23 protein-coding genes are annotated in these 24,010 nt (G+C 62.3%); 19 read left to right on the top strand and 4 right to left on the bottom strand.

The features are described 5' to 3' along the window. Positions 1 to 14: 14 nt before the first annotated feature. Together AC244Q_RS33020 and AC244Q_RS33015 are read right to left on the bottom strand one after the other, a co-directional pair. The gene (locus AC244Q_RS33020) at positions 15 to 1,076 is read right to left on the bottom strand and encodes an ABC transporter permease (RefSeq protein ID WP_128405778.1); all 1,062 of its coding nucleotides are present in this window, start codon (positions 1,074 to 1,076) and stop codon (positions 15 to 17) included. Then, positions 1,073 to 2,554 carry a sugar ABC transporter ATP-binding protein gene (locus tag AC244Q_RS33015; RefSeq protein WP_128405779.1) on the bottom strand — a complete coding sequence of 494 codons (1,482 nt, stop codon included), beginning with the start codon at positions 2,552 to 2,554 and terminating at the stop codon, positions 1,073 to 1,075. The genes AC244Q_RS33020 and AC244Q_RS33015 overlap by 4 nt, the downstream gene beginning before the upstream one ends. A gap of 235 nt (positions 2,555 to 2,789) precedes the next feature. On the opposite strand from AC244Q_RS33015, the gene AC244Q_RS33010 reads away from it, so the two are divergent. Together AC244Q_RS33010 and AC244Q_RS33005 are read left to right on the top strand one after the other, a co-directional pair. Continuing rightward, positions 2,790 to 3,836 (top strand): substrate-binding domain-containing protein, encoded by a 1,047-nt coding sequence (locus AC244Q_RS33010; RefSeq protein WP_012760048.1) that lies wholly within the window; start codon positions 2,790 to 2,792, stop codon positions 3,834 to 3,836. A gap of 77 nt (positions 3,837 to 3,913) precedes the next feature. Beyond that, positions 3,914 to 5,122, top strand: coding sequence for an acyl-CoA dehydrogenase family protein (locus AC244Q_RS33005; protein WP_012760049.1), 1,209 nt, complete (start codon positions 3,914 to 3,916; stop codon positions 5,120 to 5,122). An 80-nt stretch (positions 5,123 to 5,202) separates the two neighbouring features. Here the strand turns inward: AC244Q_RS33005 and AC244Q_RS33000 are convergent, their stop codons facing one another. Further along, positions 5,203 to 6,420, bottom strand: a complete 1,218-nt coding sequence (locus AC244Q_RS33000; protein WP_012760050.1) for an SfnB family sulfur acquisition oxidoreductase — start codon at positions 6,418 to 6,420, stop codon at positions 5,203 to 5,205. Positions 6,421 to 6,590: 170 nt separating this feature from the next. On the opposite strand from AC244Q_RS33000, the gene AC244Q_RS32995 reads away from it, so the two are divergent. Together AC244Q_RS32995 and AC244Q_RS32990 are read left to right on the top strand one after the other, a co-directional pair. Then, positions 6,591 to 6,734, top strand: a complete 144-nt coding sequence (locus AC244Q_RS32995) for a hypothetical protein (RefSeq protein ID WP_017997197.1) — start codon at positions 6,591 to 6,593, stop codon at positions 6,732 to 6,734. An 8-nt stretch (positions 6,735 to 6,742) separates the two neighbouring features. After that, positions 6,743 to 8,077 carry an LLM class flavin-dependent oxidoreductase gene (locus tag AC244Q_RS32990; protein WP_128405780.1) on the top strand — a complete coding sequence of 445 codons (1,335 nt, stop codon included), beginning with the start codon at positions 6,743 to 6,745 and terminating at the stop codon, positions 8,075 to 8,077. Between the two features lie 40 nt (positions 8,078 to 8,117). Here AC244Q_RS32990 and AC244Q_RS32985 read toward each other — a convergent pair whose 3' ends face one another. After that, positions 8,118 to 9,161 carry a substrate-binding domain-containing protein gene (locus AC244Q_RS32985; RefSeq protein ID WP_128405781.1) on the bottom strand — a complete coding sequence of 348 codons (1,044 nt, stop codon included), beginning with the start codon at positions 9,159 to 9,161 and terminating at the stop codon, positions 8,118 to 8,120. 134 nt (positions 9,162 to 9,295) lie between these two features. Here AC244Q_RS32985 and AC244Q_RS32980 point away from each other — a divergent pair, with 134 nt between their 5' ends. From AC244Q_RS32980 to AC244Q_RS32910, 15 genes are all read left to right on the top strand, one after another. Continuing rightward, positions 9,296 to 10,330, top strand: a complete 1,035-nt coding sequence (locus AC244Q_RS32980; RefSeq protein WP_017997194.1) for a Gfo/Idh/MocA family protein — start codon at positions 9,296 to 9,298, stop codon at positions 10,328 to 10,330. 11 nt (positions 10,331 to 10,341) lie between these two features. After that, on the top strand, positions 10,342 to 11,244 hold the full coding sequence (locus AC244Q_RS32975; protein ID WP_012760055.1) for a sugar phosphate isomerase/epimerase family protein: 903 nt from the start codon (positions 10,342 to 10,344) through the stop codon (positions 11,242 to 11,244). A gap of 62 nt (positions 11,245 to 11,306) precedes the next feature. Next, positions 11,307 to 12,539, top strand: coding sequence for an ABC transporter substrate-binding protein (locus AC244Q_RS32970; protein ID WP_128405782.1), 1,233 nt, complete (start codon positions 11,307 to 11,309; stop codon positions 12,537 to 12,539). 175 nt (positions 12,540 to 12,714) lie between these two features. After that, positions 12,715 to 13,617, top strand: a complete 903-nt coding sequence (locus AC244Q_RS32965) for a carbohydrate ABC transporter permease (protein WP_003552007.1) — start codon at positions 12,715 to 12,717, stop codon at positions 13,615 to 13,617. Next, positions 13,614 to 14,441, top strand: a complete 828-nt coding sequence (locus tag AC244Q_RS32960; protein WP_017997193.1) for a carbohydrate ABC transporter permease — start codon at positions 13,614 to 13,616, stop codon at positions 14,439 to 14,441. Before AC244Q_RS32965 ends, AC244Q_RS32960 begins: the two co-directional genes overlap by 4 nt. Then, positions 14,438 to 15,508 carry an ABC transporter ATP-binding protein gene (locus AC244Q_RS32955; RefSeq protein ID WP_012760059.1) on the top strand — a complete coding sequence of 357 codons (1,071 nt, stop codon included), beginning with the start codon at positions 14,438 to 14,440 and terminating at the stop codon, positions 15,506 to 15,508. The genes AC244Q_RS32960 and AC244Q_RS32955 overlap by 4 nt, the downstream gene beginning before the upstream one ends. Positions 15,509 to 15,762: 254 nt before the next feature. Continuing rightward, positions 15,763 to 16,785: a LacI family DNA-binding transcriptional regulator gene (locus AC244Q_RS32950; protein ID WP_017997192.1), complete on the top strand. Its 1,023-nt coding sequence runs from the start codon at positions 15,763 to 15,765 to the stop codon at positions 16,783 to 16,785. Positions 16,786 to 16,823: 38 nt separating this feature from the next. After that, positions 16,824 to 17,777: an ABC transporter substrate-binding protein gene (locus AC244Q_RS32945; protein WP_012760061.1), complete on the top strand. Its 954-nt coding sequence runs from the start codon at positions 16,824 to 16,826 to the stop codon at positions 17,775 to 17,777. Continuing rightward, positions 17,774 to 18,595 (top strand): ATP-binding cassette domain-containing protein, encoded by an 822-nt coding sequence (locus AC244Q_RS32940; protein ID WP_012760062.1) that lies wholly within the window; start codon positions 17,774 to 17,776, stop codon positions 18,593 to 18,595. Before AC244Q_RS32945 ends, AC244Q_RS32940 begins: the two co-directional genes overlap by 4 nt. Continuing rightward, complete coding sequence (locus tag AC244Q_RS32935; RefSeq protein ID WP_017997190.1) at positions 18,592 to 19,596, top strand: ABC transporter permease; 1,005 nt, start codon at positions 18,592 to 18,594, stop codon at positions 19,594 to 19,596. The genes AC244Q_RS32940 and AC244Q_RS32935 overlap by 4 nt, the downstream gene beginning before the upstream one ends. A 4-nt stretch (positions 19,597 to 19,600) precedes the next feature. After that, entirely contained in the window at positions 19,601 to 20,680 is a 1,080-nt protein-coding gene (locus AC244Q_RS32930) for a phosphotriesterase family protein (RefSeq protein WP_012760064.1), read from the top strand. Positions 20,681 to 20,717: 37 nt separating this feature from the next. Next, positions 20,718 to 21,491: a glutamine amidotransferase gene (locus tag AC244Q_RS32925; protein ID WP_012760065.1), complete on the top strand. Its 774-nt coding sequence runs from the start codon at positions 20,718 to 20,720 to the stop codon at positions 21,489 to 21,491. 38 nt (positions 21,492 to 21,529) lie between these two features. Beyond that, positions 21,530 to 22,372 carry a BtpA/SgcQ family protein gene (locus tag AC244Q_RS32920; protein WP_012760066.1) on the top strand — a complete coding sequence of 281 codons (843 nt, stop codon included), beginning with the start codon at positions 21,530 to 21,532 and terminating at the stop codon, positions 22,370 to 22,372. A gap of 2 nt (positions 22,373 to 22,374) precedes the next feature. Next, positions 22,375 to 23,022, top strand: a complete 648-nt coding sequence (locus AC244Q_RS32915) for a TenA family protein (RefSeq protein WP_017997188.1) — start codon at positions 22,375 to 22,377, stop codon at positions 23,020 to 23,022. A 23-nt stretch (positions 23,023 to 23,045) separates the two neighbouring features. Further along, positions 23,046 to 23,939, top strand: coding sequence for a ribokinase (locus AC244Q_RS32910; protein ID WP_017997187.1), 894 nt, complete (start codon positions 23,046 to 23,048; stop codon positions 23,937 to 23,939). Positions 23,940 to 24,010 lie beyond the last annotated feature (71 nt).

The raw sequence follows: 24,010 nt of genomic DNA, 5'->3' as shown, positions 1-24,010 counted from the left end.
TTTCTTCCTTGGAATTAGGGATTGCTGCGGCCGAGGCCGTAGGTCAGCGCTAAGGCTCCGACGAGCACGGCGCCCTTGACGAAATCCTGGGTGTAGTAAGGGGCGTTCAGCATGGTGAGGCCGTTCAGCAGCACGCCGACGAAGACCGCGCCGGCAATGGTGCCAAGCACGTTTGGACGCCGCAGGTTGAAGACGGCAAAGCCGATCAACGCGGCGGCGACCGAATCCATCAGCAGCGAGCCGCCGGACGAGATATCACCACGCCCGACGCGGGCGGCGATGACAATGCCGCCGAGCGATGCCAGCGTGCCCGATAGGACATAGGCAAGCGTCTTCAGCCGCACCGTCGAGGCGCCGGCAAGCCGGGTCGCGACCTCATTGCCGCCGGTCGCAAACAGCAGCCGGCCGATGCGAGTGCGTTCGGTGAGAATGAAGAGTGCGATGGCGACCACCGCCATCAGCACCACGGCAACGGGCAGGGTGCCGAGGATGCTGTAGCGGCCGATCAGCAAAAAGGCGGGGTCGTAGGCGCCGGTCGCCTTCGAGCCGTCAGGCAGGGTGAGGCCGGCCGAAATCGATCGGCCGGCGGTCGGGATCAGCTGCAGGCCGGAAAGCAGGAACATCATCGCCAGCGTCGCCAACAGATCCGGCACCTTCAGGCGCACGATGAGGAAGGCGTTGACGAAGCCGATCAGGGCGCCAAAGGCGAGCACCAGCGGCACCGTCGCATAGGCATCAAGGTGCCAGACGATCATCGCATAACTCGCCGCCATCACGCTCGATGCGGCGACCGCGCCGATCGACAGGTCGAAACCGCCGACAGCCAGCGTCACGGTGACGCCGGCGCCGAGGATGGCGACGACGGACACCGCCTGCAGGATGCTCATCAGATTGGCGATATTGATGAAGGCGGGTTGGGCAATGGTGAAGCCGACGATGAGCAGCGCCAGCAGGATGAACACCGCGCCCGCACGCAGGAACGCCCCGAGGGCGGCGAGACGGCCGTTATCGGCTTGCGGCGAGGCCCTCGGCCGGACGCTTGCCTGTGGAAGAGTGTCGTCATCGATCGTCGTCATGCGGATATTCCCTGGATGGCGGAATGAAAAGCCTCGCCGGCCGCCGGTCTCAACACGTGGCGGTCGATGACGAGGATGCGGTCGGCCACTTCATAGGCCTCCTCCGGATCGGAGGTCGCAATCAGCGTCGCCCGATCGGTGCGGGTGCGGATCGCCTGGATAATGTCGCGGCGGGCGCCGACGTCGACACCCTGGAAAGGTTCGTCGAGCAGCAGCAAACGGCTCGGTTCCGCCTCCCAGCGGGCGATCACCGCCTTCTGCTGGTTGCCGCCGGACAGTGACCAGACCGAGGCGAGCGGACCCGCGGCCTTGATACCGAGACGAGTGATCGCCAGTTCGGCTTCGCGTCGTTCACGGCCGCCGACAAGGAAACCGCGCGGATACCATTTGCCAAGATGCGGCAGGCTGATCGTCGCCGACAGCGAATGGCCGGGCCATGCCGGCGGCATCAGCGAGGAACGATGACGGTCTTCGGCCGCCATCGCCACACCTGCGGCGATCGCCTCGGCCGGGCCTTTCGGCCGGTAGGGCCGACCGCCGAGGAACATCGCACCGCCGGCAAGCGCCGTCACCCCGAAGATCGCCGACAGCAGCCGGCTCTTGCCGGCGCCGAGCACACCGGTCACCGCCACCACCTCGCCCTCATGCAATGACAGATCAAAGGAGGCGGCCCCAGAGAGCAGGCTGATATCACGCATCTCCAAAATCACTGGTCCGGTCGCGGGCCGCACATCCGGCCGGGCCGCATCCAGTCTGCGGCCGATCATCGTCTCGATGGCGCTCGAAAAATCGATCGGCCGTGAGAAGGTGCCGACGACGCGGCCGCCGCGCATGACGAGCGCGCGGTCGGCGATGGCTTCGAGATCGGCGGTGCGGTGCGAGATATAGAGGATCGCTAGTCCCCGCTTGCGAAACCTCAGCAGAATATCGAAGAGGCGGCGGCTTTCCTCTCCGGAAAGGCTCGCCGTCGGCTCGTCGAGGATGAGGAGGTCGGCGCGGTTGGCAAGCGCCCGGGCAATCGCCACCAGTTGCCGATCGGCGCTGGCGAGGTCACCGAAATCACGGTCCAGCGGCAGGGTGAAGCCGGCGGCATCGAGCATGGACTGCGCGGCACGGCGGATGCCGGCGCGCGAGACGAAGAAGGGTGTGCTGCGATCGCCAAACCGGTTGAGCAGCAGGGCATCGGCAACGGTCAGACCGGGCGCGCCGACGAGATCCGTCGACTGATGCACCGTGACGACACCGGCCCTTGCTGCTTCGGCCGGGCTACGCGGCGCAAAGGCGCGGCCATCGAGGCTGACCATGCCGCCATCGGCCGGAAGCACGCCGGAAAGGATCTTGACCAGAGTCGATTTTCCCGCGCCGTTTGCGCCCATCAGCGCCACGATCTCGCCGCGTTCCATAGAAAAATCAGCGCCGGCAAGCGCCCGCGTCGACCCGAAACTGCGGGTGATATTTTCAATGTGAAGAAGCGGCATCGATAAAGGTCCGAGACTGCAATCGAAGCCGGAGTGTGCCCTGTCCGGGCGGTCGAACTCCAGGCACGCCTTTCCCCGGCGAACTGCCCTCGGGAAACAAAGAATCTCCCACAGCCCATAAAATCGGATCATTTACTCTACTAAAAACATAGAGATTATATCTAATAATCCGACGCGTCGCGAGGGCTGCCAGACCTGTCAGACGACGCTCCCGATTGCTAAAAGGAACGCGACGATGAAATCCCTCGCACGGCTCGCACTGTCCGCCGCCGTCATTCCGTTCATTTTCATTCAAGGCGCAAAAGCCGACGGTCTGTCCGGCGCTCCTGCCCCTTTCGACAAGGGCGGCGTCAAAGTAGCGCTGATCAGCTACATCTCGGCCGGCGATTTCTTCCAGGCGTACCAGGCAGGGGCTGAAGCCCAGGCCAAGGCGCTGGATATCGACCTGCGCATCTTCCCCGGCCGGCAGGATGCCGCCGAGCAGCGCGAACAGATCCTTCAGGCGATCAATCTCGGCGTCTCCGGCATCGTCATCGACCACGGCCTGCCGGAATCGCTCGGCGACGTCGTGCAGCAGGCGCTCGACAAGGGCATCACAGTCGTGGCCTTCGACGTCAACCTCAACAACCCCAAGATTCCGCAGGTGGAGCAGAGCGATCACGAACTCGCGTCACTGGCGCTCGAACAGGTGGTGAAGGACAACGGCAACAGCTTCAACGCCGGCTACGTCTATGTCGCGGGCTTTGCGCCGCTCGACCGCCGCAACGAAGTCTGGGACAAGTTCAAGTCGGACAATAAAGGCGTGGTCGAAAAGGCCCGTTTCGGCAATGTCAGCGACACGACGGCGACCTCGACCGCCGATCAGGCGAAGGCCGTGCTCACCGCCAATCCCGATATATCGGTCATCTTCGCCCCCTATGACGAATTCGCCCGCGGTGTGAAGCTCGCCGCCAACGACCTCGGCATATCAAACAAGCTCAAGATCTATTCGGCCGACGTCTCGACGGCCGATATCCAGGAAATCACCGAGGAAGGCAGCCCTTGGGTCGCGACCGTGGCGACCAATCCTGCCGTCGTCGGCGCCGTCTCCATTCGCGCCGCAGCACTCGAAATCGCCGGACAGACGGTTCCCCACCAAATCACCGTGAAGCCAACGCTTCTGACGCAGGAAAGCCTGCGCGCAGCCGGTGTCAAGACGATCGAGGAGCTGGCCGAAAAGATCCCGGCCTTCAGCACGAGCGATGCGGCGACCGCCAACTGGATTCCGGACAAGCTTTTCTGAGGAGGTCACCCTCGATCCTTCCGGCGGGAGCCTCGTCTCCCGCCGGATCATCTTTTTGGAGAATTGGAGTTCCGCCTATGAGCCAGTCCAATGTCGTCTTCGCGACCAGCCGCAACCCGACGCGCGAAGACCTCTTTGCCCGTGCGCAGGATATCTCTGCCGACCTTTCCGGGCGCGCCGCAGACCTCGATCGCGAAGGCCGCCCGCCGCTTGGCGAAATCGTCAAATTGAAGAATGCCGGCCTGCTCAATGCGCTGCATCCCCGTGAGATCGGCGGCGGTGGCCTCGATTGGGTCGACGGGCTGAGGCTGGTGCGCATTCTCGCGCGTGGCGAGAGCTCGATCGGCCAGCTGCTCGGCTACCACTATGTCAACAGCCAGTACATCTATTGGGCCCTTGATACCGCACGCGCCCATGCGCTGGGCAGCGATACGGTCGCCAGGAACCTCTATTGGGGTGCGGCCGTCAATCCGCGCGATCCCGGGCTGGTGCTCACCCGTCGCGGCAACGGCTATGTGCTGAACGGACGCAAGTCCTTCTCCACGGCAGCGCGGGTCTCCGATTACATCAATGCCAATGCGACGCTCGACGACAAGATCGCCGGTTTCGCCGTGCCGACCAATCGTCAAGGTTACGTCGCCAATGACGACTGGGACAATATCGGTCAGCGCCTGTCAGACAGCGGTAGCGTCGAATTTCATGATTTCCCCGTTTACGAGGAGGATTTCGTCGGCGTACCCGCCGCACCCGACGCAGCACCGCCGGTGCTGTCGACCTTCAATACGCCGTTCATCCAGCTGGTCTTCGTTAATTTCTATCTCGGCACCGCGGAAGGCGCGCTGCACGCGGCCGTCGATTACGTCCGCAACACGACCCGGCCGTGGATAACCTCCGGTGTCGAGCGGGCGGCGGATGATCCTTATATCCTCGAACGCGTCGGCGAATTCACTGCCGCGCTGAAGGCCTCGGCGGCCCTTGCCGACAGTGCCGCAGCCGCCGTGCAGGCGGGTCTTGCCCGCGGCCGCGACGTCACCGAGCGCGAGCGCGGCGCCGCGGCGGCGGAAGCCTATGGCGCCAAAGTCCACGCCACTCATGTCTCGCTTGACATCACGTCGCGCGTCTTCGAGCTGACGGGCGCACGCTCAACAGCCGACAAATACCGCTTCGACCGTTTCTGGCGCAATGTCCGCACCCATACTCTGCACGACCCGGTCTTCTACAAGGCGAGGGAAGTCGGCGAATTCGTGCTGAACGACAAGATACCGCAGGTCAGCCTCTACAGCTGAGGCGACCACTCTTCCATCGAAGAACGAAGCCCCATTGCCGGCATCGGCAATGGGGCTTTTCCTTGGTAGGAATGGAGGTTTCAGAGCGCACCGTTCTTCGGTGGCGTTACGCCGTTCAAATGGTAGTTGCCAACGACGTGATATTTCCAACGCACGGGATCGTGTAGCGTATGGGTGCGGGCATTGCGCCAGTGGCGGTCGAGGTTGAGGCCTGTTTGTACTGACGAGGTTCCGGCAAGCTCGAAAAGCGTGTTCGAGGCCTCGAGCGCCACTTCGGTCGTCAGTACCTTCGCCGCAGCGACTGCAAGCGTGGCCGCGATCACCTTTTCCTCCGTCGTCTCGACCTGCGCGGCATCGACCTTGTGCCCGGCGCGCTCCACCAGAGCCGTTGCGGCTTCCAGCCGGATGGCGATCTGGCCAACCTTGGCGATCGTCAGCGGATCGTCTGCGGCACGCTCAAGGCCGCTATCCATCCAGGGGCGTGATTTCGTCCTGACGAACTCCAGCGTTTCGGCAAAGGCCGCCCGTGCAATACCGAGATCGACGCCGGCATGGATGATCTGACCAACGGAGCCGATCGTCGTCGGCCGCTCGAAGCCCTTGTGATGGAAAACCACGGAATCGGCGCTGACATAGACATTGTCGAGGATCGTCGTACCGCTGCCGGTGGTGCGCTGGCCAAAACCGTCCCAGTCGTCGACGATCTCGACGCCTTCAGTACCCTTCGGCACGAAGGCCATGGTCAACCGGTCCTCCGGATCGAGCGCGAAGATGGTGATCCAGTCGGCGAAGAGGACGCCGGTCGAATAGAATTTGCGGCCGTTGATCCGGTAACCCGGACCGTCGCGGGTGATGCGCGTGTTGTAGTGGCCGACCGTCTTGGTGCCGCGCTCGGACAGCGCATTACCGAAACGGTCGCCGGCCAGCACGCGGCCGAAGAAATAGCGCTGCTGCTCCTCGCCGCCGTCGGTTCTGAGCGCCTCGAGAATATAGAAATGGTTCTGCGGGATCTGGCCGATCGAACCGTCCGCCTCAGACAGGATCGCGGTGACCTCGGCAAGCACGGCGTTGGAGACGTCAAGCCCGCCATATTGCGCCGGTACGGTGATCGCCAGAAGGCCGGACTGGGCGAGAAGATCGAGTTCACCAAACGGCAGGATCCGTTCGGCGTCGCGCTCGGCGGCGCGTGCGGCAAATTGTGCCGCCAGTCTGCGGGCGGTGGCGATCGCCTCATCATCGCTGCCGATACGGTCGGCCACGGGCCGGATCTGATCTGCTTGCCTTAGCACGGTGTTCATCGATGTCTCCACTTCTGACGATGCTATCGGTGAAAGAAATCGAGCGTCGAGATAAGAGCATAAATTCTATAGACGTCATCGAAAATGAAAAGTGTTTGCTTATCAGCCTCCGGCGGTCGCGATTAGGCTTCCGGTCTGGCGTTCGCGCGAAAACGCGGGTCGGAGAAGCAATGAAATTCCTGCCGGAAATTACCACCGCCGGCCTCGATTTGATTTCACCGACCTCCTACGTAACCGATATCCGATGCGTCGCCGCAGCGGCTCCAGACAGAACGCCCAATGCGGGGCAGGCGGCCGCCTTGCCCGATCCATGAGGAAAGTCATGACCCCACGGCAGTTGCGCCTCGGCGCCTTCATGCGTCCCGTCAGCCTGCATACCGGCGCCTGGCGCTATCCCAGTTCTTATCCCGACGCCAATTTCAATTTCGCGCATCTGAAGTCCTTCGCACAGGCGCTGGAACGGGCGAAATTCGACGCCTTCTTCATGGCCGATCATCTTGCCGTGCTCAACATGCCGGTCGAGGCGCTCAGGCGCAGCCACACCGTGACCTCCTTCGAGCCCTTTACGCTGCTCTCGGCGCTGGCAGCGGTGACGGAGCGCATCGGCCTCGTCGCCACGGCCTCCACCACCTTCGACGAGCCCTATCACATTGCCCGGCGTTTCGCCTCGCTCGACCATATCAGCGGCGGCCGCGCCGGCTGGAACATCGTCACGACGTCGAACCCTGATGCCGCGCTCAATTTCGGCCTCGACGAACATGTGGAGCATGGCGAGCGGTATCATCGCGCCCGGGAATTCTACGACGTGGTCACCGGGCTCTGGGACAGCTTCGCCGACGATGCCTTCATCCGCGATCGGGAAAGCGGCCTGTTCTTCGATCCGGCAAAGATGCATGTGCTGGGCCACAAGGGCGAGGAACTGAGCGCGCGCGGGCCACTCAATATCGCCCGGCCGCCGCAGGGTTGGCCCGTCATCGTCCAGGCCGGCCAGTCGGACCCCGGCCGCCAGCTTGCCGCGGAAACCGCCGAGATGGTCTTCTGTTCGCCGCGCGATCTTGCCGCGGGCAGGGCGCTTTATGCCGATATCAAGGGCCGCATGGAAGCCATCGGCCGTAACCGCGAGCACCTGAAGATCCTGCCCGCCGCCTTCGTCATCGTCGGCGACAGCATCGAGGAGGCGCGCGCCAAACGCGCCACGCTCGACAGTCTGGTGCATTACGACAGCGCCATCGCCTCGCTTTCAATCGCGCTCGGCCATGACGCTTCGGGCTTTGATCCCGACGCGCCGCTACCGGCCGATATTCCCGACACCAATGCCAGCAAGACCGGCCGGGCACAGGTGCTGAAGCTTGCCGCGGAGGAAAATCTGACGGTGCGTCAGTTGGCGCAACGTTTTGGCGGCTATGCCGGCCTTGCCTTCGTCGGCACGCCTGCCAGCATCGCCGACGAGATGGAACGCTGGCTTGATGAGGAAGGCTCGGATGGTTTCAACGTCGTGTTCCCCTATCTGCCGCAGGGTCTCCTCGACGTCACCGACCGGCTGGTTCCCGAGCTGCAGCGCCGCGGCCTGTTCCGTAGCGAATACGAGGGCACGACGCTGCGCGAACATCTCGGATTGCCGCGGCCTGAGAACCGGTTCTTTGCAGCAGGTACATGAAGGGGCTCGCTTCTGTTTTCCGGAAGCAAGCCAATAGTGCTCAGGCCATGACCTCAACCCGAAACGCGTCGCTTTCGCCCGCCATCAGTTCGAGGGGCCAGATGATGTTGCGGTCGCCTCCCGGATAGAAATCTCGATAGACCGGCATGGTGGCGAGAAGCATCCGGGCGAGCGCGACGCCGAGATCGTAGAGCGACATTCGAAAGCAGCTGAGCGAGGGCTGCAGGAACCGTGCGCGCGGAGCGTCGCGGAAGCCGATCACCGCAAGGTCGCGGCCGGGCATGACGCCCGATTCCATCAGGCGGCGGTAAAGGCCGATCGCCATCAGCTCGTAGATCAAGATCACCGCCGTCGGCCGCTCTTCGAGCAACAGCAGCTCATGGGCCGCCAGATAGCCGCCCTGTTCGCTCGACTTGACGCGGATGACGAGCGAGGGGTCGAAGGGAATATCGTGCCGCTCAAGCGCCCGGCAATAGCTGTCGATAAAGAGATAGCCGAGGTTGGCCTCGCTCGACGGCGCGGTGATCGCGATCCGGCGGTGGCCCAGCGCGATCAGCCGCTCGACGGCATGGTCGGCCACGCCCTCGAAATCGAGATCGATCCAGGGGAAATTGTTGGCCGAAAGGCTGCGGCCGAGCGCGACGAAGGGGATTTTCGCCCTCGACAGAAAATCAATGCGCCGATCGACGCGCTGCGTGTCCGAGATGATCATCGCATCGACGATGCGCCGCGCCACCATCCGCTTCAGATATTCGTGCGGGTCCTCGTCGCTCGGGCAGGGCAGCATGATGAGGTCGAGCTTGTGGCGGGCAAAGACGCTTTGCAGGCCGCTGGTGACGCCGAGGAAGAAGTTGTCGGCGTTCTCGACCGTTTCCTTGCTGGATTCGATCATCAACCCGATGACCTTCGTCTCCCCCTGCCTCAGGCTCCGCCCGGACTGATTGGCGACATAGCCGAGTTCCTTGGCCGCCGCCAGCACCCGCCGGCGGGTTTCCTCATTGACATCGGGCTTGCTGTTCAGCGCACGGGAGACCGTGCCGATCGAGATATCCAGGTATTCGGCAAGCTGGCGAATCCCCTTCATCGGCCGCGATTTTCTTTCGGTCTGCAATTTCGCATTTTGCCTCTATTGACACGGTAAAATGTTTCCGCATACAGTCGTAAACGTTTACGGAGTGCGTGTCATCAGGAGTTGGCGCCATTCTTTCGGAGGAAATCGTGAAATTCAGTGCCATTTTGTGCGGGTGCGGAGCTATGTCCAAAGGTTGGTTGCGCGCCATCGCTTCCAACCCTCTGCTGGCCGAATCCATCACCATCGTCGGCCTTGTCGACCTGAACCGGGAGACGGCCGAAAAGCTTGCCGCGGAGTTCGGCCTTGAAGGCGCCGTCATCGGTTCGGACCTGTCTGCCGTCATCACTGCCACGAAGGCTGATCTGGTCTTCGACATCGTCATTCCGGCTGCGCGCTACGACGTCGTTTCGACGGCACTCAAGGCCGGCTGCCATGTGCTCAGCGAAAAGCCGATGGCGGCCTCGCTTGCCGAGGGCGCTGCGCTGGTCGATCTTGCCGCCGAGACCGGCCGTATCCACGCTGTCATCCAGAACCGTCGCTTCATATCAGGCGTCAGGCGCCTGCGTCGCTTCGTCGACAGCGGCGCGATCGGCGAACTCACCGGCATCCATTGCGACTTCTTCCTGGCGCCGCATTTCGGCGGCTTCCGCGAAGAGATGGACAATGTCCTGCTTCTCGACATGGCAATCCACACCTTCGATTCGGCGCGCTACGTCGCCGACCGGAAGCCGCTCGCCGTCTATTGCGTCGAGCGCAATCCGAAGGGTTCGTGGTACCGGCACGGCGCCTCGGCCAATGCCATTTTCGAATTTACCGACGACATCGTCTTCACCTATCGCGGCTCCTGGTGCGCCGAGGGCGAGCGCACCAGCTGGGAAAGCCAGTGGCGTCTCGTCGGCTCGAAGGGGATGCTCACCTGGGATGGCGAGGAGAGTTTCAAGGCGACTGTTGCCGGCGAAGAGCCCGGCCTTTTGCATGGTTCCGCTGCCGTAAACGTTCCCGGTCCGGAACATGACGAGGAAACCCATGGCCACGCCAGCGTCATCGCCGACTTCATCGCGGCGATCGGCACCGGCAAACGGCCCGAGACGGTCAATTCCGACAATATCCGAAGCCTTGCCATGGTCTTCGGCGCAATCGAAAGCGCCAAGACGGGCAGGCGCGTCGAAATTTCAGCATAGGATGACGTGACGTGAGCAACCCTGCAAAATCCATTCGTATCGGCACCATGGTCAGCGGCAACAAGGGCGATGCCGCCGCGCGCATCGGCGAGATCGCCGGCATGGGCTTCGAAAGCTTCGAGCCCTTCTTCTGGCAGACGACGAAGGGCCAGGACCTGGCCGAGCTCGGCAAGCGTTGCCTCGATGCGATCGGCGACCGCGACATCACCATCTCGACGCTCGGCATGTTCGGCAATCCGCTGGAAGAGACCGCAATCGACCTCGAGACGCTGGAGGGCTGGAAACATTGTATCGACAATGCCCATCACTTCGGCGCCACCTGCGTTGCCGGCTTCACCGGCCGCATCCGCGGCAAGCCGCTGACAGACAGCCTGCCTCGCTACAAGCAGATCTGGAGCGAGCTTGCCAAGCGGGCGGCCGACAAGGGCGTCAAGATTGCTTTCGAGAATTGCGCCATGGACGGCAACTGGGCGACCGGCGACTGGAATATCGCGCATAATCCCGACGCCTGGGAACTGATGTTCAACGAGACGCCTGACGATAATATCGGGCTGGAGTGGGAGCCGTGCCATCAGATGGTCTATCTGATCGACCCTTTGCCGCAGATCCGCAAATGGGCGCACAAGTTCTTCCACGTCCACGGCAAGGACGCGACCATCCGCTGGGAGGTCATCAAGGAACACGGTATCTTCGGCAAGGAGAAATTCGTCTTCATGCGCACGCCGGGCTTCGGCGACAGCAACTGGACCGACATCATTTCTGAACTGCGCCTCGCCGGCTGGTCGGGCTCGATCGACATCGAAGGCTGGCACGACCCGGTCTATCGCGACGCGCTTGAAATGACCGGCCAGGTCTATGCGCTGAACCACCTCAAGCATGCCCGGGGCGGCGAATTCGTCGTCGACCCCATCTGATGATATCGTTTCCGGCAAGGAGGAATTGCCGGAAACGGGGATAACCACAAAGGAGGAGAACCATGGCTATCCACAAATATGCAATTCTGGGCGCTCTCGCACTTGCAGGCGTCTCGCTGTTCGGTCTTTCGGCCAAGGCCGAAGACGTCACACTGACGCTCTGGTCGCTGGATAAGGACACCCAGCCGGCGCCGAACCTCGTCAAGGAGTTCAACGCCCAGAACAACGGCATCAAGATCGAATATCGGCTGATCCAGTTCGACGACGTCGTCACCGAGGCGATGCGTGCCTATGCGACCGGCCAGGCGCCCGACATCATCGCCGTCGACAATCCGGAGCATGCGCTGTTTTCGTCGCGCGGCGCCTTCCTGGATCTTACCGACATGATCGCCAAGTCGACCGTCATCAAACCGGAGAATTATTTCCCCGGCCCGCTGAAATCGGTCGAGTGGGACGGCAAGTATTTTGGCGTGCCGAAGGCGACCAATACGATCGCGCTTTACTATAACAAGGACATGTTCAAGGCCAAGGGCCTCGACCCGAACAAGCCACCGCAGACTTGGGACGAGCTCGTCGAGGACGCGCGTAAGCTGACCGACCCCGCCAAGAACGTCTATGGTCTCGCCTTCTCGGCCAAGGCCAACGAGGAGGGCACCTTCCAGTTCCTTCCCTGGGCTCAGATGGGCGGCGGCAGCTATGAGAACATCAATGCCGAAGGCGCGGTGAAGGCGCTCGGGATCTGGAAGACGATCATGGACGAGAAGCTCGCTTCTCCCGACACCTTGACGCGCGGCCAGTGGGATTCGACCGGCACCTTCAATTCCGGCAATGCGGCAATGGCGATCTCGGGCCCGTGGGAGCTCGACCGCATGACGCAGGAAGCGAAGTTCGACTGGGGCGTCACGCTGCTCCCGGTTCCCAAGGAAGGGGCTGAACGCTCCTCGGCCATGGGCGACTTCAACTGGGCGATCTTCGCCACCAGCAAACATCCGGCCGAAGCCTTCAAGGCGCTCGAATATTTCGCCTCGCAGGACGACAAGATGTTCAAGAACTTCGGCCAGCTTCCGGCCCGTTCCGACATCTCGATCCCCGAGACCGGCCAGCCGCTGAAGGATGCAGCCCTCAAGGTCTTCCTCGAACAGCTGAAATACGCCAAGCCGCGCGGCCCGCATCCGCAATGGCCGAAGATCTCCAAGGCGATCCAGGACGCCATCCAGGCAGCACTGACCGGCCAGATGAGCCCGAAAGACGCGCTCGACCAGGCAGCCGACAAGATCAAGGCAGTACTAGGCTGATCATTGGCTGCAAGCGAGCCGCTTGCTCCCTCTTCTCCCCAGCGGGGAGAAGAGGAACCGGAAGCAACGCGTCTTTTAACCGGATGAGCCTCGGTTCATCGCATCATTTCCTCCCGGCAGGGGCCGTCTTCCGCAGCATGCGCCAGGCGGCCCCGTTCGGAGTATCGGAGGACCCATGAAGAGGATCCTGATGAGCGTCAGGGACGGCCGCGGTTTCGATATCGTGCTGGTCGCTTTCCCGCTCGGCTTTCTGTTCCTGATGGCGGGGCTGCCGCTGATCTACAATGTCGTGATGAGTTTCCAGGAGGTCGACATGTTCAGCCTCGGGACCTTCTCGCGTCCCTTCGTCGGCTTCAAGAATTATACCGACCTCTTCGCGCAGCCGGAGACGCTGCCGATCCTCTACAACACCGTCATCTTCGTCGTCGGCTCCATCGCCGGCCAGTTCCTGATCGGCTTCGGCCTGGCGCTGTTCTTCTGGGTCAATTTTCCCGGCGCCTCATGGATGCGCGGCCTGTTCCTCGTCTCCTGGGTGATGCCCGGCCTCGTCGTCGGCGCCATCTGGAACTGGATTCTGTCGGGCGATTTCGGCGTGCTGAATTTCATTCTCAAGGAAAGCGGCATTATCTCGGGTAACATCTTCTGGCGCTCGGACCCGCATTATTCGCTTTATGCCGTCATCATCGCCAATGTCTGGCTCGGCACCTCGTTCAACATGATCCTGCTTTCCGTCGGCCTTGCCGGCATTCCCGCCGATCTCTACGAAGCCGCCGAACTCGACGGCGCCAATGTCTGGCAGCGCTTCTGGACGATCACGCTGCCGATGATGCGCTCGACCATCGGCGCCATCATCGCACTTGGCCTGATCTTCACGTTACAGCAATTCGATCTTTTCGCCGCGATCACGTCGGGCGGGCCGAACAATTCATCGAACGTCACGCAATATTGGGCCTGGGATCTCTCCTTCCGCCAATACGACTTCGCCAAGGGCGCAACGATCTCCGTCATCATGATCGTCTTCGTCATGTTCGCGTCCGTCGTCTATGTCCGGTCCACACGCCACGAGGTGCGCGGATGATTACGACGAATCGCGACCGCCTGATGCTCGCCATATCGATCGTCATGGCGGCGATCTATCTGTTCCCGCTCTACTGGATGTACATCACCGCGCTGAAAAGCGGCTCGGAGATGTTCGCGACGCCGCCGAGCTTCTGGCCGGCTGCACCCCAATGGGGCACCTATGCCTATGTCTGGGAAAGCCGCGACATGGGCCGTTATCTCTGGAACTCGCTGGTCATCGCGCTCGGCTCCATGGCGCTCATCACGCTGCTTGGCGTCGGCTGCGCCTATGTGCTCGCCAGATACCGCAATGTCTGGGTGGATATCGGTCTGTTCCTGATCCTGATGCTGCAGGTCCTACCGGCATCGCTGATGATCACGCCAATCTTCGTCGGCTTTTCGCAGATCGGCATGCTGAATTATCCACGCCTTGCCGTCATCATCGCGGTCGCGGCAAAGAGCATGCCCTTCTTCGTCATCCTGGTGCGCGCCACCTTCATGAGCGTTCCCCAGGAGTTGGAGGAGGCGGCTCTCGTCGACGGCAATTCGCGCGTCGGCGCCTTCTTCAACATCGTGCTGCCGCTTGCCCGCAACGGCATCCTGGTCAGCGCCATCCTGATCTTCATGCAGGCCTTCGGCGAATTCGTCTATTCGAAGTCGATGATCCAGGCGGTCGACCTTCAGCCGGCAAGCGTCGGCCTCAATTCCTTCATGGGGCCGAACACCAACGAGTGGAACAACATCATGGCCTACGCCACGATGTATGTGACGCCGATCCTTGCCATCTTCGTTCTCTTGCAGCGCCGCATCGTATCCGGCCTCACCTCTGGAGCCCTCAAATGACCACACAGATCGAGCTCAGAGGCGTCAACAAATATTACGGCGCCTTCCACGCCCTGAAGAACATCGACCTTTCGATCGCCAAGGGCACTTTCGTCGCGCTCGTCGGCCCCTCGGGCTGCGGCAAGTCCACGCTGCTGCGCTCGCTTGCCGGCCTCGAAAGCATTTCGTCGGGCGATCTCAGGATTGCCGGCGAGCTGATGAACGGCGTGCCACCACGCAAGCGCGACGTCGCCATGGTGTTCCAGTCCTATGCCCTCTATCCGCATATGACGGTCGAGGAGAACCTGACCTACAGCCTGCGCATTCGCGGCATCGCCAAGGCCGAGGCCAAGAAGGCGGCCGAGGACGTGGCGGCGACGACCGGTCTTTCGCATCTCCTGAAGCGCTATCCGCGCGAGCTCTCTGGCGGTCAGCGCCAGCGCGTCGCCATGAGCCGCGCCATCATCCGCCATCCCAAGGCCTTCTTGTTCGACGAGCCGCTGTCCAATCTCGATGCTGCGCTGCGCGTCCACATGCGCAAGGAAATCCGGTCGCTGCACGACCGGCTGCACGCAACCTTCGTCTACGTCACGCACGACCAGGTCGAAGCGATGACGATGGCCGACCATGTGGTGGTGATGCGCGACGGCATCATCGAACAGCAAGGCGCGCCGCTCGACCTCTACGACCGGCCGGCGAACCGGTTCGTTGCCGGCTTCATTGGCTCGCCGGCCATGAATTTCATTCCCGCGATCGCCGCGGAAGACGGCAAGAGCCTGATCCTGGACTTCGGCGCGGTGAAGCAGACGCTTGCGATATCACGTGCCATCGAACCCGGCCGCAAGCTCATCGCCGGCATCCGGCCGGAGCACATCGGCGTCGTCGAGCCCGGCCATGGCAGCTTCGACGTGCCGATCGCCTTCGTCGAATCGACCGGCTCGTCGACCTTCATCGTCGCGGAGACCCAGCCGGAACTGACAATCGTCGAGACGCGCCGCGACAGGGTCAAGGCAGGAGACATGATCGGACTTTCGGTCGATCCGGGCCAGGTCCATCTCTTCGACGCGTCGACGGATCACCTCATATAAAGGCAGCAGCCCTCGGCTTGGAATTGTCATAAAATCGAACCCGGCGACGCCGTCGAGCCAGATCTCGAAAGCATCACCGGCGACTGGCTGCGCGACAAGCTCGACCGGACGATCGCCTGAGGGCTTGTCCGGTCGAGCTTCGATCGGATCGCAAGAAAAACGAATGCCGCACGATCATCGCTGTTGACAACGGGGCACAATCGATATTGTCTTGTAAAGCGGTTTACTAAACCGCTTTACAATAGGTTCAGTCAATGGCCAAGGGAACGACACCAAGTCTGAAGGATGTTGCGGCAGCGGCCGGCGTGTCGATCACCACCGTGTCGCGTTTCGTCAATGGCAGTCTCGATCTTCCCTTTCAGACCAAGAAGCGCATCGAGGATGCGATCAAGACGCTGAACTACCGGCCGAACCCGCATGCGCGTCGCTTAAGCAGGGGGCGCTCGGATACGATCGGCCTCGTCGTGCCCGATATCGCCAATCCCTTCTTCGCGACGCTCGTCGCCGCCGTGGAGCAGGCGGCCGATGAAAAGAAGCTCGCGGTCTCCTTGCACGCCACCCTCAACCGGCCGGGACGCGAGATTGAATATCTGCAGCTGATCGAGCGCAATCACGTCGACGGTCTGATCTTCGTCACCAACCACCCCGACGATGGCGCGCTTGCCGCGCTGATCAACGGCAGCGGCAAGGTTATTATCGTCGATGAGGACATTCCCGATTCGAAGGCGCCGAAGCTATTCTGCGACAATGAGCAGGGCGGCTATCTCGCCGGTCAGCACCTGGCCGAACAAGGCCATCGCCATGTCCTCTTCATCGGCGGCGACGAGCGTATGATCAGCGCCCGCAGGCGCTATGACGGCCTGCTGAAGGCGCTCAGGGAGCGGCATGGCGGCGAGGCCCGAGCCGATCGCTATGCCGGCGAATATACGATCGAATATGGCCGTGCGGCGGCACTCGACTATCTCTCCGGAGACCGAAAAGCGACGGCGATCTTTGCCAGCTCCGACGAGATCGCCATCGGGCTGGTCGAGGTCTTCAGAAGCCGAGGCGTCTCGATCCCAGGCGACATCTCAGTCATCGGCTTCGACGACGTCGGTCCGCTTCATCTCTTTGCGCCGCCGCTGACGGCCATCCGCCAGCCGGTGCGTGAGATCGGCCGGCGGTCGCTGGAGCTGCTTCTGGAAACCAATTGGCACGAGTGGAAACCATCCGCCTCGGAAGAACTCCTGCCTGTCGAAATCGTGGTGCGGAACTCCGTTGCGCCGCCCGCGAAATAATAATCAGCAACGTCAAAAAACCAAAAGAGGATGAGAACATGACACTGAATTTGACAAGACGAACGATGATCGCAGCCGCCGGCTTCACGGCATTGACCTTCATCGGCCTGTCCAGCGCCGCGGCGCAGGAAAAGAAGACTGTCGCGCTGGTGCAGATCAACCAGCAGGCGCTTTTCTTCAATCAGATGAATGAGGGCGCCCAGAAGGCGGCCGATGCCGCTGGCGTCAAGCTGGTGATCTTCAACGCCAACAACGAGACGACGGCGCAGAACAGTGCCATCGAAACCTACGTCCAGGAAAAGGTCTCCGGCCTTGCCGTCGTGGCGATCGACGTCAATGGCATCATGCCGGCGGTCAAGCAGGCGGCCGATGCCGGCATTCCGGTCGTCGCCATCGACGCCATCCTGCCTGATGGTCCGCAGAAGGCGCAGATCGGCGTGGACAATGCCGCAGCCGGCGCCGACATGGGCAAATACTTCCTCGACTACGTCAAGGCGAACATGGGCGGCAAGGCCAAGCTCGGCGTTGTCGGAGCGCTGAACTCGTTCATCCAGAATATCCGCCAGGACGGCTTCGAGAAGACCCTGAAAGGCGTCGACGGCATTGAAATGGCCGGCGTCGTCGACGGGCAGAACATCCAGGACAACGCCCTTGCGGCGGCAGAAAACCTGATCACCGCCAATCCTGACCTGACCGCGATCTACGCCACCGGCGAGCCGGCCCTGATGGGGGCGATCGCCGCCGTCCAGAGCCAGGGCAAGCAGGATAAGATCAAGGTGTTCGGCTGGGATCTGACTGCCGAAGCCATTGCCGGCATCGATGCCGGCTTCGTCGTCGCCGTCGTCCAGCAGGATCCGGCCGCAATGGGCGGTGCCGCCGTCGACGCGCTCGTCAAGGCCTCGGCCGGCGAAGCCGTCACCAAGACGATCTCGGTGCCGATCACCATAGTGACCAAGGAGAATGTGGAGCCGTACCGGGCCGTCTTCAAATGATCGAAAGCGGACAGCGTGACATCGCTGCCGCCGGTTCCGGAGGCGTCGCATCCTCCGGAACCGGAACATCCGGCGGCACCCGATCCGACCCGCGCATCTCGCTGCGCGGCATCCGCAAGTCGTTCGGCTCGCACCAGGCCCTGCGCGGCGTCGATCTCGACATCTTCCCCGGCGAATGCCTGGGCCTTGTCGGCGATAACGCCGCCGGCAAATCGACGCTGACGAAAATCATCTCGGGAACCTACATTCCCGATGCCGGCACGATCAGTATGGAAGGCGAAGAGGTTCGCTTCTCCGGCCCCGCGGATGCGCGTGGCAGAAACATCGAAATGGTGTTCCAGGATCTCAGTCTCTGCGACCATATCGATGTCGTAGGCAATCTCTTCCTCGGCCGCGAACTCAGCCGCGGGCCGTTTCTCGACACCAGGACGATGCTGTCCGAAGCCCGCAAGATGCTGGATTCGCTTGAGATCCGCATCCCGAGGCTGACCGGCAAGGTCGCCCAGCTCTCCGGCGGGCAGCGTCAGGCGATCGCGATCGCACGCGCTGCCTCCTTCAAGCCGAAGGTGCTGATCATGGACGAGCCGACGTCGGCACTTGCCGTCGCCGAGGTCGAAGCGGTTCTGGCCCTGATCAACCGCGTCAAGGCGAACGGGGTTTCGGTGATCCTCATTACCCACCGGCTGCAGGATCTCTTTCGGGTCTGTGACCGAATTGCGGTGATGTACGAGGGCACGAAGGTGGCCGAACGGCAGATCGGTAGCACCAATCTCGAAGATCTCGTCAGGCTGATCGTCGGTGAAGGAGCCAGACAATGACGGCTTATACGGAACGCGGCCACGGCTCGCGCGTCGCCGATTTCTTCGGCGAACACGCACAGGTCCTGTCGATCGCCATCTTCTTTCTGGCCTGCATGATCTTCTTCTCGATCGGCAGCGAAACCTTCTTCACGCTCGGCAACATCCTGAACATCGTGCGGCAGGCTGCTCCCATCCTGATCGTCGCCATCGCCATGACATTCGTCATCATCACCGGCGGCATCGATCTTTCGGTCGGCTCGCAGGTCGCCCTCATCAACGCGGTCGCGGCGATCGTTATGGCGATGGGTGTTCCCTGGCCGTCGGTGGTCATCGGCATGATCGTGCTCGGCGGCTTCATGGGACTGGTCCAGGGCTGGTTTGTCGCCTATCAGGGCATCCCGGCCTTCATCGTGACACTTGCCGGCCTATCGATCCTGCGCGGTCTGGCGCTCTATCTGACCCAGGGCTATTCCATTCCGATCAAGGATGCGCCGGGCTTCTTCGCGCTCGGCCGGGGCGAAATCCTCAGCTTCCCGATCCCCGCGGTCATCGCCGTCATCATCGCCATTCTCGGTTACGTCGTTATCACCGCGACCAAGTATGGCCGCCAGGTCGTGGCGGTCGGCTCCAATGCGGAGGCGGCGCGGCGTGTCGGCATGCCCGCCAAATGGATTATCGCCTCAGTCTATATCATCTCCGGCGTCGCCTGCGCCGTCGCCGGCCTGTTGATCGCCGCTCGCCTCGGCTCCGGCTCGTCCAATGCCGCCGTCGGCTTCGAGCTGCAGGTGATCGCGGCCGTCGTGCTCGGCGGAACGTCGCTGATGGGCGGACGCGGCACCATTCTCGGCACCGTACTCGGCACGCTGACCATCGCCGTCATCGGCAATGGCCTGATCCTGATGCACATATCGCCGTTCTTCACCCAGATCGTCACCGGCGCCATCATTCTCGTCGCCATCTGGCTGAACACGCGCATCTTCACGGCCAATTTCCATTTCCGGCTGGGCAGGAAAGGATGAAGCTATGAGCGAACAGGCAGCAGAAAGCCTGTCCGAAGCGCATGTCCGCTCCGGCAAGGTGATGACCGTCACCGGCCCGATTTCGGCGGATGCGCTCGGCGTGACGCTGATGCACGAGCATATCCTCAACGATTGCCGCTGCTGGTGGCACGCGCCGAAGACACCGGAACGGCAATATCTCGCCGAAAGCTTCGTCTGCATGGAGATCCTCGGCGAACTCCGGCAGGACCCCTTCGTCAACAAGCACAATATCACGCTCGACGACGAACATCTGGCGGTGACCGAACTCAAGGATTTCGCGACGGCGGGCGGGCGCACCGTGGTGGAGCCGACCTGCAAGGGCATCGGCCGTGATCCGCTGGCGCTCCAGCGCATCTCGAAAGCATCCGGCCTCAACATCGTGATGGGGGCGGGTTATTACCTCGGCTCCTCGCATCCGGAAGGCGTCGCGGCAATGAGCGTCGATGAGATCGCGGGTGAAATTGTCCGCGAGGCGAGGCAAGGCGTCGACGGCACCGGCGTCAGGATCGGCCTGATCGGCGAGATCGGCGTCTCCTCGGATTTCACCGCCGAGGAGGAAAAGTCGCTACGCGGTGCGGCGCGTGCGCAGGTGCTGACCGGGCTTCCCCTGATGGTGCATCTGCCGGGTTGGTTCCGTCTCGGCCACCGCGTGCTTGACGTGGTCGCCGAAGAGGGGGCGGATCTCCGCCATACCGTGCTTTGCCACATGAACCCGTCGCATGACGACATCGCCTATCAGAGCGAGCTGGCGGAGCGTGGCGCCTTCATCGAATACGACATGATCGGCATGGATTTCTTCTATGCCGACCAGCAGGTGCAATGCCCGAGCGACGAGGAGGCGGCGCGTGCGATCGTGCGTCTCGTCGAGGCCGGATATCTCAACCGGATTCTTCTGTCGCATGACGTCTTTCTGAAGATGATGCTGACGCATTACGGCGGCAATGGCTACGCCTATATCCTTCGCCATTTTCTTCCCCGTCTGGAGCGGCACGGCCTCGATAGGACGGTTCTCGACGAGATGATGCGCGGCAATCCGCGCCGCGTCTTTCATGCCGGAGCGTAGCTCCATCCAATCAATCGATCACAGGTAACCGCAGACCATGACCAAGAAAATCCTCCTTGTCGGCGAGAGCTGGGTCAGCTCCGCCACGCATTACAAAGGCTTCGACCAGTTCGGCAGCGTCACCTTCCATCTCGGCGCCGAACCGCTGGTGAAAGCGCTCGCCGGCAGCGCCTTCGAGCTCACCTATATGCCGGCGCACGAGGCAGTGGAGAAGTTCCCCTTCGATATGGCGGGGCTCGATGCCTATGACGCCATCATCCTCTCGGATATCGGCGCCAATTCGCTGCTGCTGCCGCCGGATGTATGGCTGCATTCGCGCACGGTGCCGAACCGGCTGAAACTTCTGAAGGCATGGGTGGAAAAGGGCGGCGGCCTGCTGATGGTCGGCGGCTACTTCTCCTTCCAGGGCATCGACGGCAAGGCGCGCTGGCGGCGCACCCCCGTCGAAGACACGCTGCCCGTCACGTGCCTGCCTTACGACGACCGCGTCGAGATCCCCGAGGGCACGGTTGCCGAGGTGGTGAAGCCGGAGCATCCGACGGTGCAGGGGCTTGAAGGCGCCTGGCCGGTGCTTCTCGGCGTCAATGAGGTCGAAGTGCGAGCCCGCGCCGATGTCGAGATCGTCGCGCGCCTGCCCGAGGATCAGGGCGGCCATCCGCTGCTCGTCGTCGGCACGCATGGCACTGGCCGGACGGCGGCCTGGACGTCGGATATCGGCCCGCACTGGCTCTCGCCCGCTTTCTGTGAATGGGAGGGCTACGGCCGGCTCTGGAAGAACATCCTCGGCTGGCTCACCGAAAAGCAGGCGTGATGTCGGCACGCGCCAGGAATTGGAAAGGGAGGAATGACATGCAGGAAATTTCGGACAGGCCGTCCCACGCCATCAGGGATATCTTCGGCAGGGACAAGGTTCTGATCGGCATGATCCATTGCCCGGCCTTTCCGGGCGCGCCGCGCTACCGAGGGGCTGCGATGAATGCGATTTACGACGCCTGCATGCGCGACGCCGAAGCCTGCATGGAAGGCGGCCTGCATGGGCTGATCATCGAAAATCACGGCGATGTGCCGTTTTCGAAGCCCGAGGATATCGGCCCCGAGACGACCGGCTTCATGTCTGTCGTCACCGACCGGATCGCGCGCGCGGCCGGCATTCCGCTCGGCGTCAACGTGCTGGCCAATGCGCCGATCCCGGCTTTCGCCATCGCCATGGCCGGTGGCGCCAAATTCATCCGCGTCAATCAGTGGGCCAATGCCTATGTCGCCAATGAAGGTTTTATGGAGGGCAGGGCCGCCGAAGCCATGCGCTACCGCTCGCTGCTGAGGGCCGAACACATCAAGGTCTTTGCTGACAGCCACGTCAAGCATGGCAGCCACGCCATCGTCGCCGACCGTTCGATCCAGGAGCTGACGCGCGATCTCGCCTTCTTCGATGCCGACGGCGTCATCGCCACCGGCCAACGGACCGGCAATTCGGCAACGATGGAGGAGATCGAGGAAATCGGCGCGGCGACACACCTGCCGCTGCTCGTCGGCTCCGGCGTCAACAAGGACAATATCGTCGATATTCTCGCCCGCACCAATGGCGTCATCGTTGCGTCTTCGTTGAAACACGGCGGCGTCTGGTGGAACCCGGTCGATATCGAGCGCGTGCGCGCCTTCCGCGCGGCGGCCGAACCGGGCCTGGAGGGCTGAGCATGGCGGCAGAGAGCCTTTCGGCCCGCATCCTGCGCGAGAACAACGCTGTCCTTGGCGCGATGCTGAACCACCGCTTTGTCGAGGACGTGAAGAACGACAGGCTGAGCAAGGAGGCTTTCGAGCGTTATCTCGTCTATGAAGGCGCCTTCGTCGACAGCGCCATCTCGATCTTCGCCTATGCGGCGGCGACCGCCAACACCATGACGCAGAAGCGCTGGCTGATCGCGGTTCTCGACGCGCTTGCCAACGAGCAGATCGCCTATTTCGAACGCACCTTCGCCGGCCGCGGCATCGATCCCTCGTCCTTCGACACCGGCATCGCCGAGGTCGAGGCCTTTCGCGCCGGCATGTTGGAAATCGCTCGCCAAGGCGGCTTCCTCGACACGGTCGCGGCGATGTTTGCGGCCGAGTGGATGTATTGGACCTGGTCGAAGGAAGCAGCTAACCGCCCGATCAGCGATCCCCTCTTGAAGGAATGGGTCGACCTGCATGTCGATCCGAATTTCGCCGCCCAGGCGCAATGGCTGAAGAATGAACTCGACATGGCAGGAGAAACGCTGGAAGAGGATGAGAAAGCGCGGCTCAGCGCAATCTTCGGCCGGGCGATGCAACTCGAGATCGATTTTCACGATGCGCCTTATCTTTAGCTTCACCTTGCGAAAGCGGATGCATGCGCGCCTACATAGTCGGTAACGTCGCCATCGACGAAACCATCGCCGTCTCCGAACTTCCCGTTATCGGTGCCTCCATCCTCGGCAATGCCGGTGGCAGCGATCTCGGCGGCAAGGGCACGAACCAGGCGGTCGTCATGGCCCGCTGCGGCGTTCCGACAACGCTGGTGGCGCCCATCGGCAGGGATGCGAGGGCCGATACAATACGCCATTACCTCGCGGACGAACCGCTTCGGAGCGAACTGATCGAAATGGAAAATGCATCGAGCGATGTCTCGATCATCTTCCGGCTGCCGGGCGGCGAAAATGCCATCGTCACGACGACGGAAGCGGCGCAGAGCCTGTCCCTGTCCGATGTCAGGCGGATCCTGTCGACGGCCGGCCCTGGCGATCTTATGATGCTGCAGGGCAATCTGTCCGACCAGACGACCCGCGATATCCTGGAGCATGCAAGAGCGATGGGCATGGTCACCGCCTTCAATCCCTCGCCGGTGCGCTCTTATTTCTCTGATCTTTGGGGGTTGATCGACATCGCCTTCCTCAACAAGGGCGAGGCGCAGACCCTGACGGGAACGACGGGCGGGCAGGCTGCCGAATATCTGCTAAGCCGGGGCCTGCGAGACGTCGTTCTGACGCTCGGCAGCGACGGCGCGATGCTCGTGAACCGGCACGATAGTGTCGAAGTACCGGCCCAGGTCTGCGATGTTGTGGATACAACGGGCGCAGGCGATACCTTCATGGCCGCAGCACTGGCATCCTGCGTGATGCGCGGGCAGAGGCTGGACCGTCTAGCCATCGAACACGCAGCCGCGGCCGCAGCCATCACCGTCTCAAGACATGGAACAAGAAAGGCGTTTCCGACCACTTCCGAGCTTGAAGCGATCCTGAGATAACCGGCACGGTGTGACGAGCGCTTCATAAAACCATCATCAGCCTCTGCGAAGGGATGGCTTCTCGCGATTCC

Source organism: Rhizobium sp. CB2179 (assembly GCF_057653455.1).
Note: the sequence above shows the minus strand (reverse complement) of the source record. Positions and strands in the feature narration are given on the sequence as shown.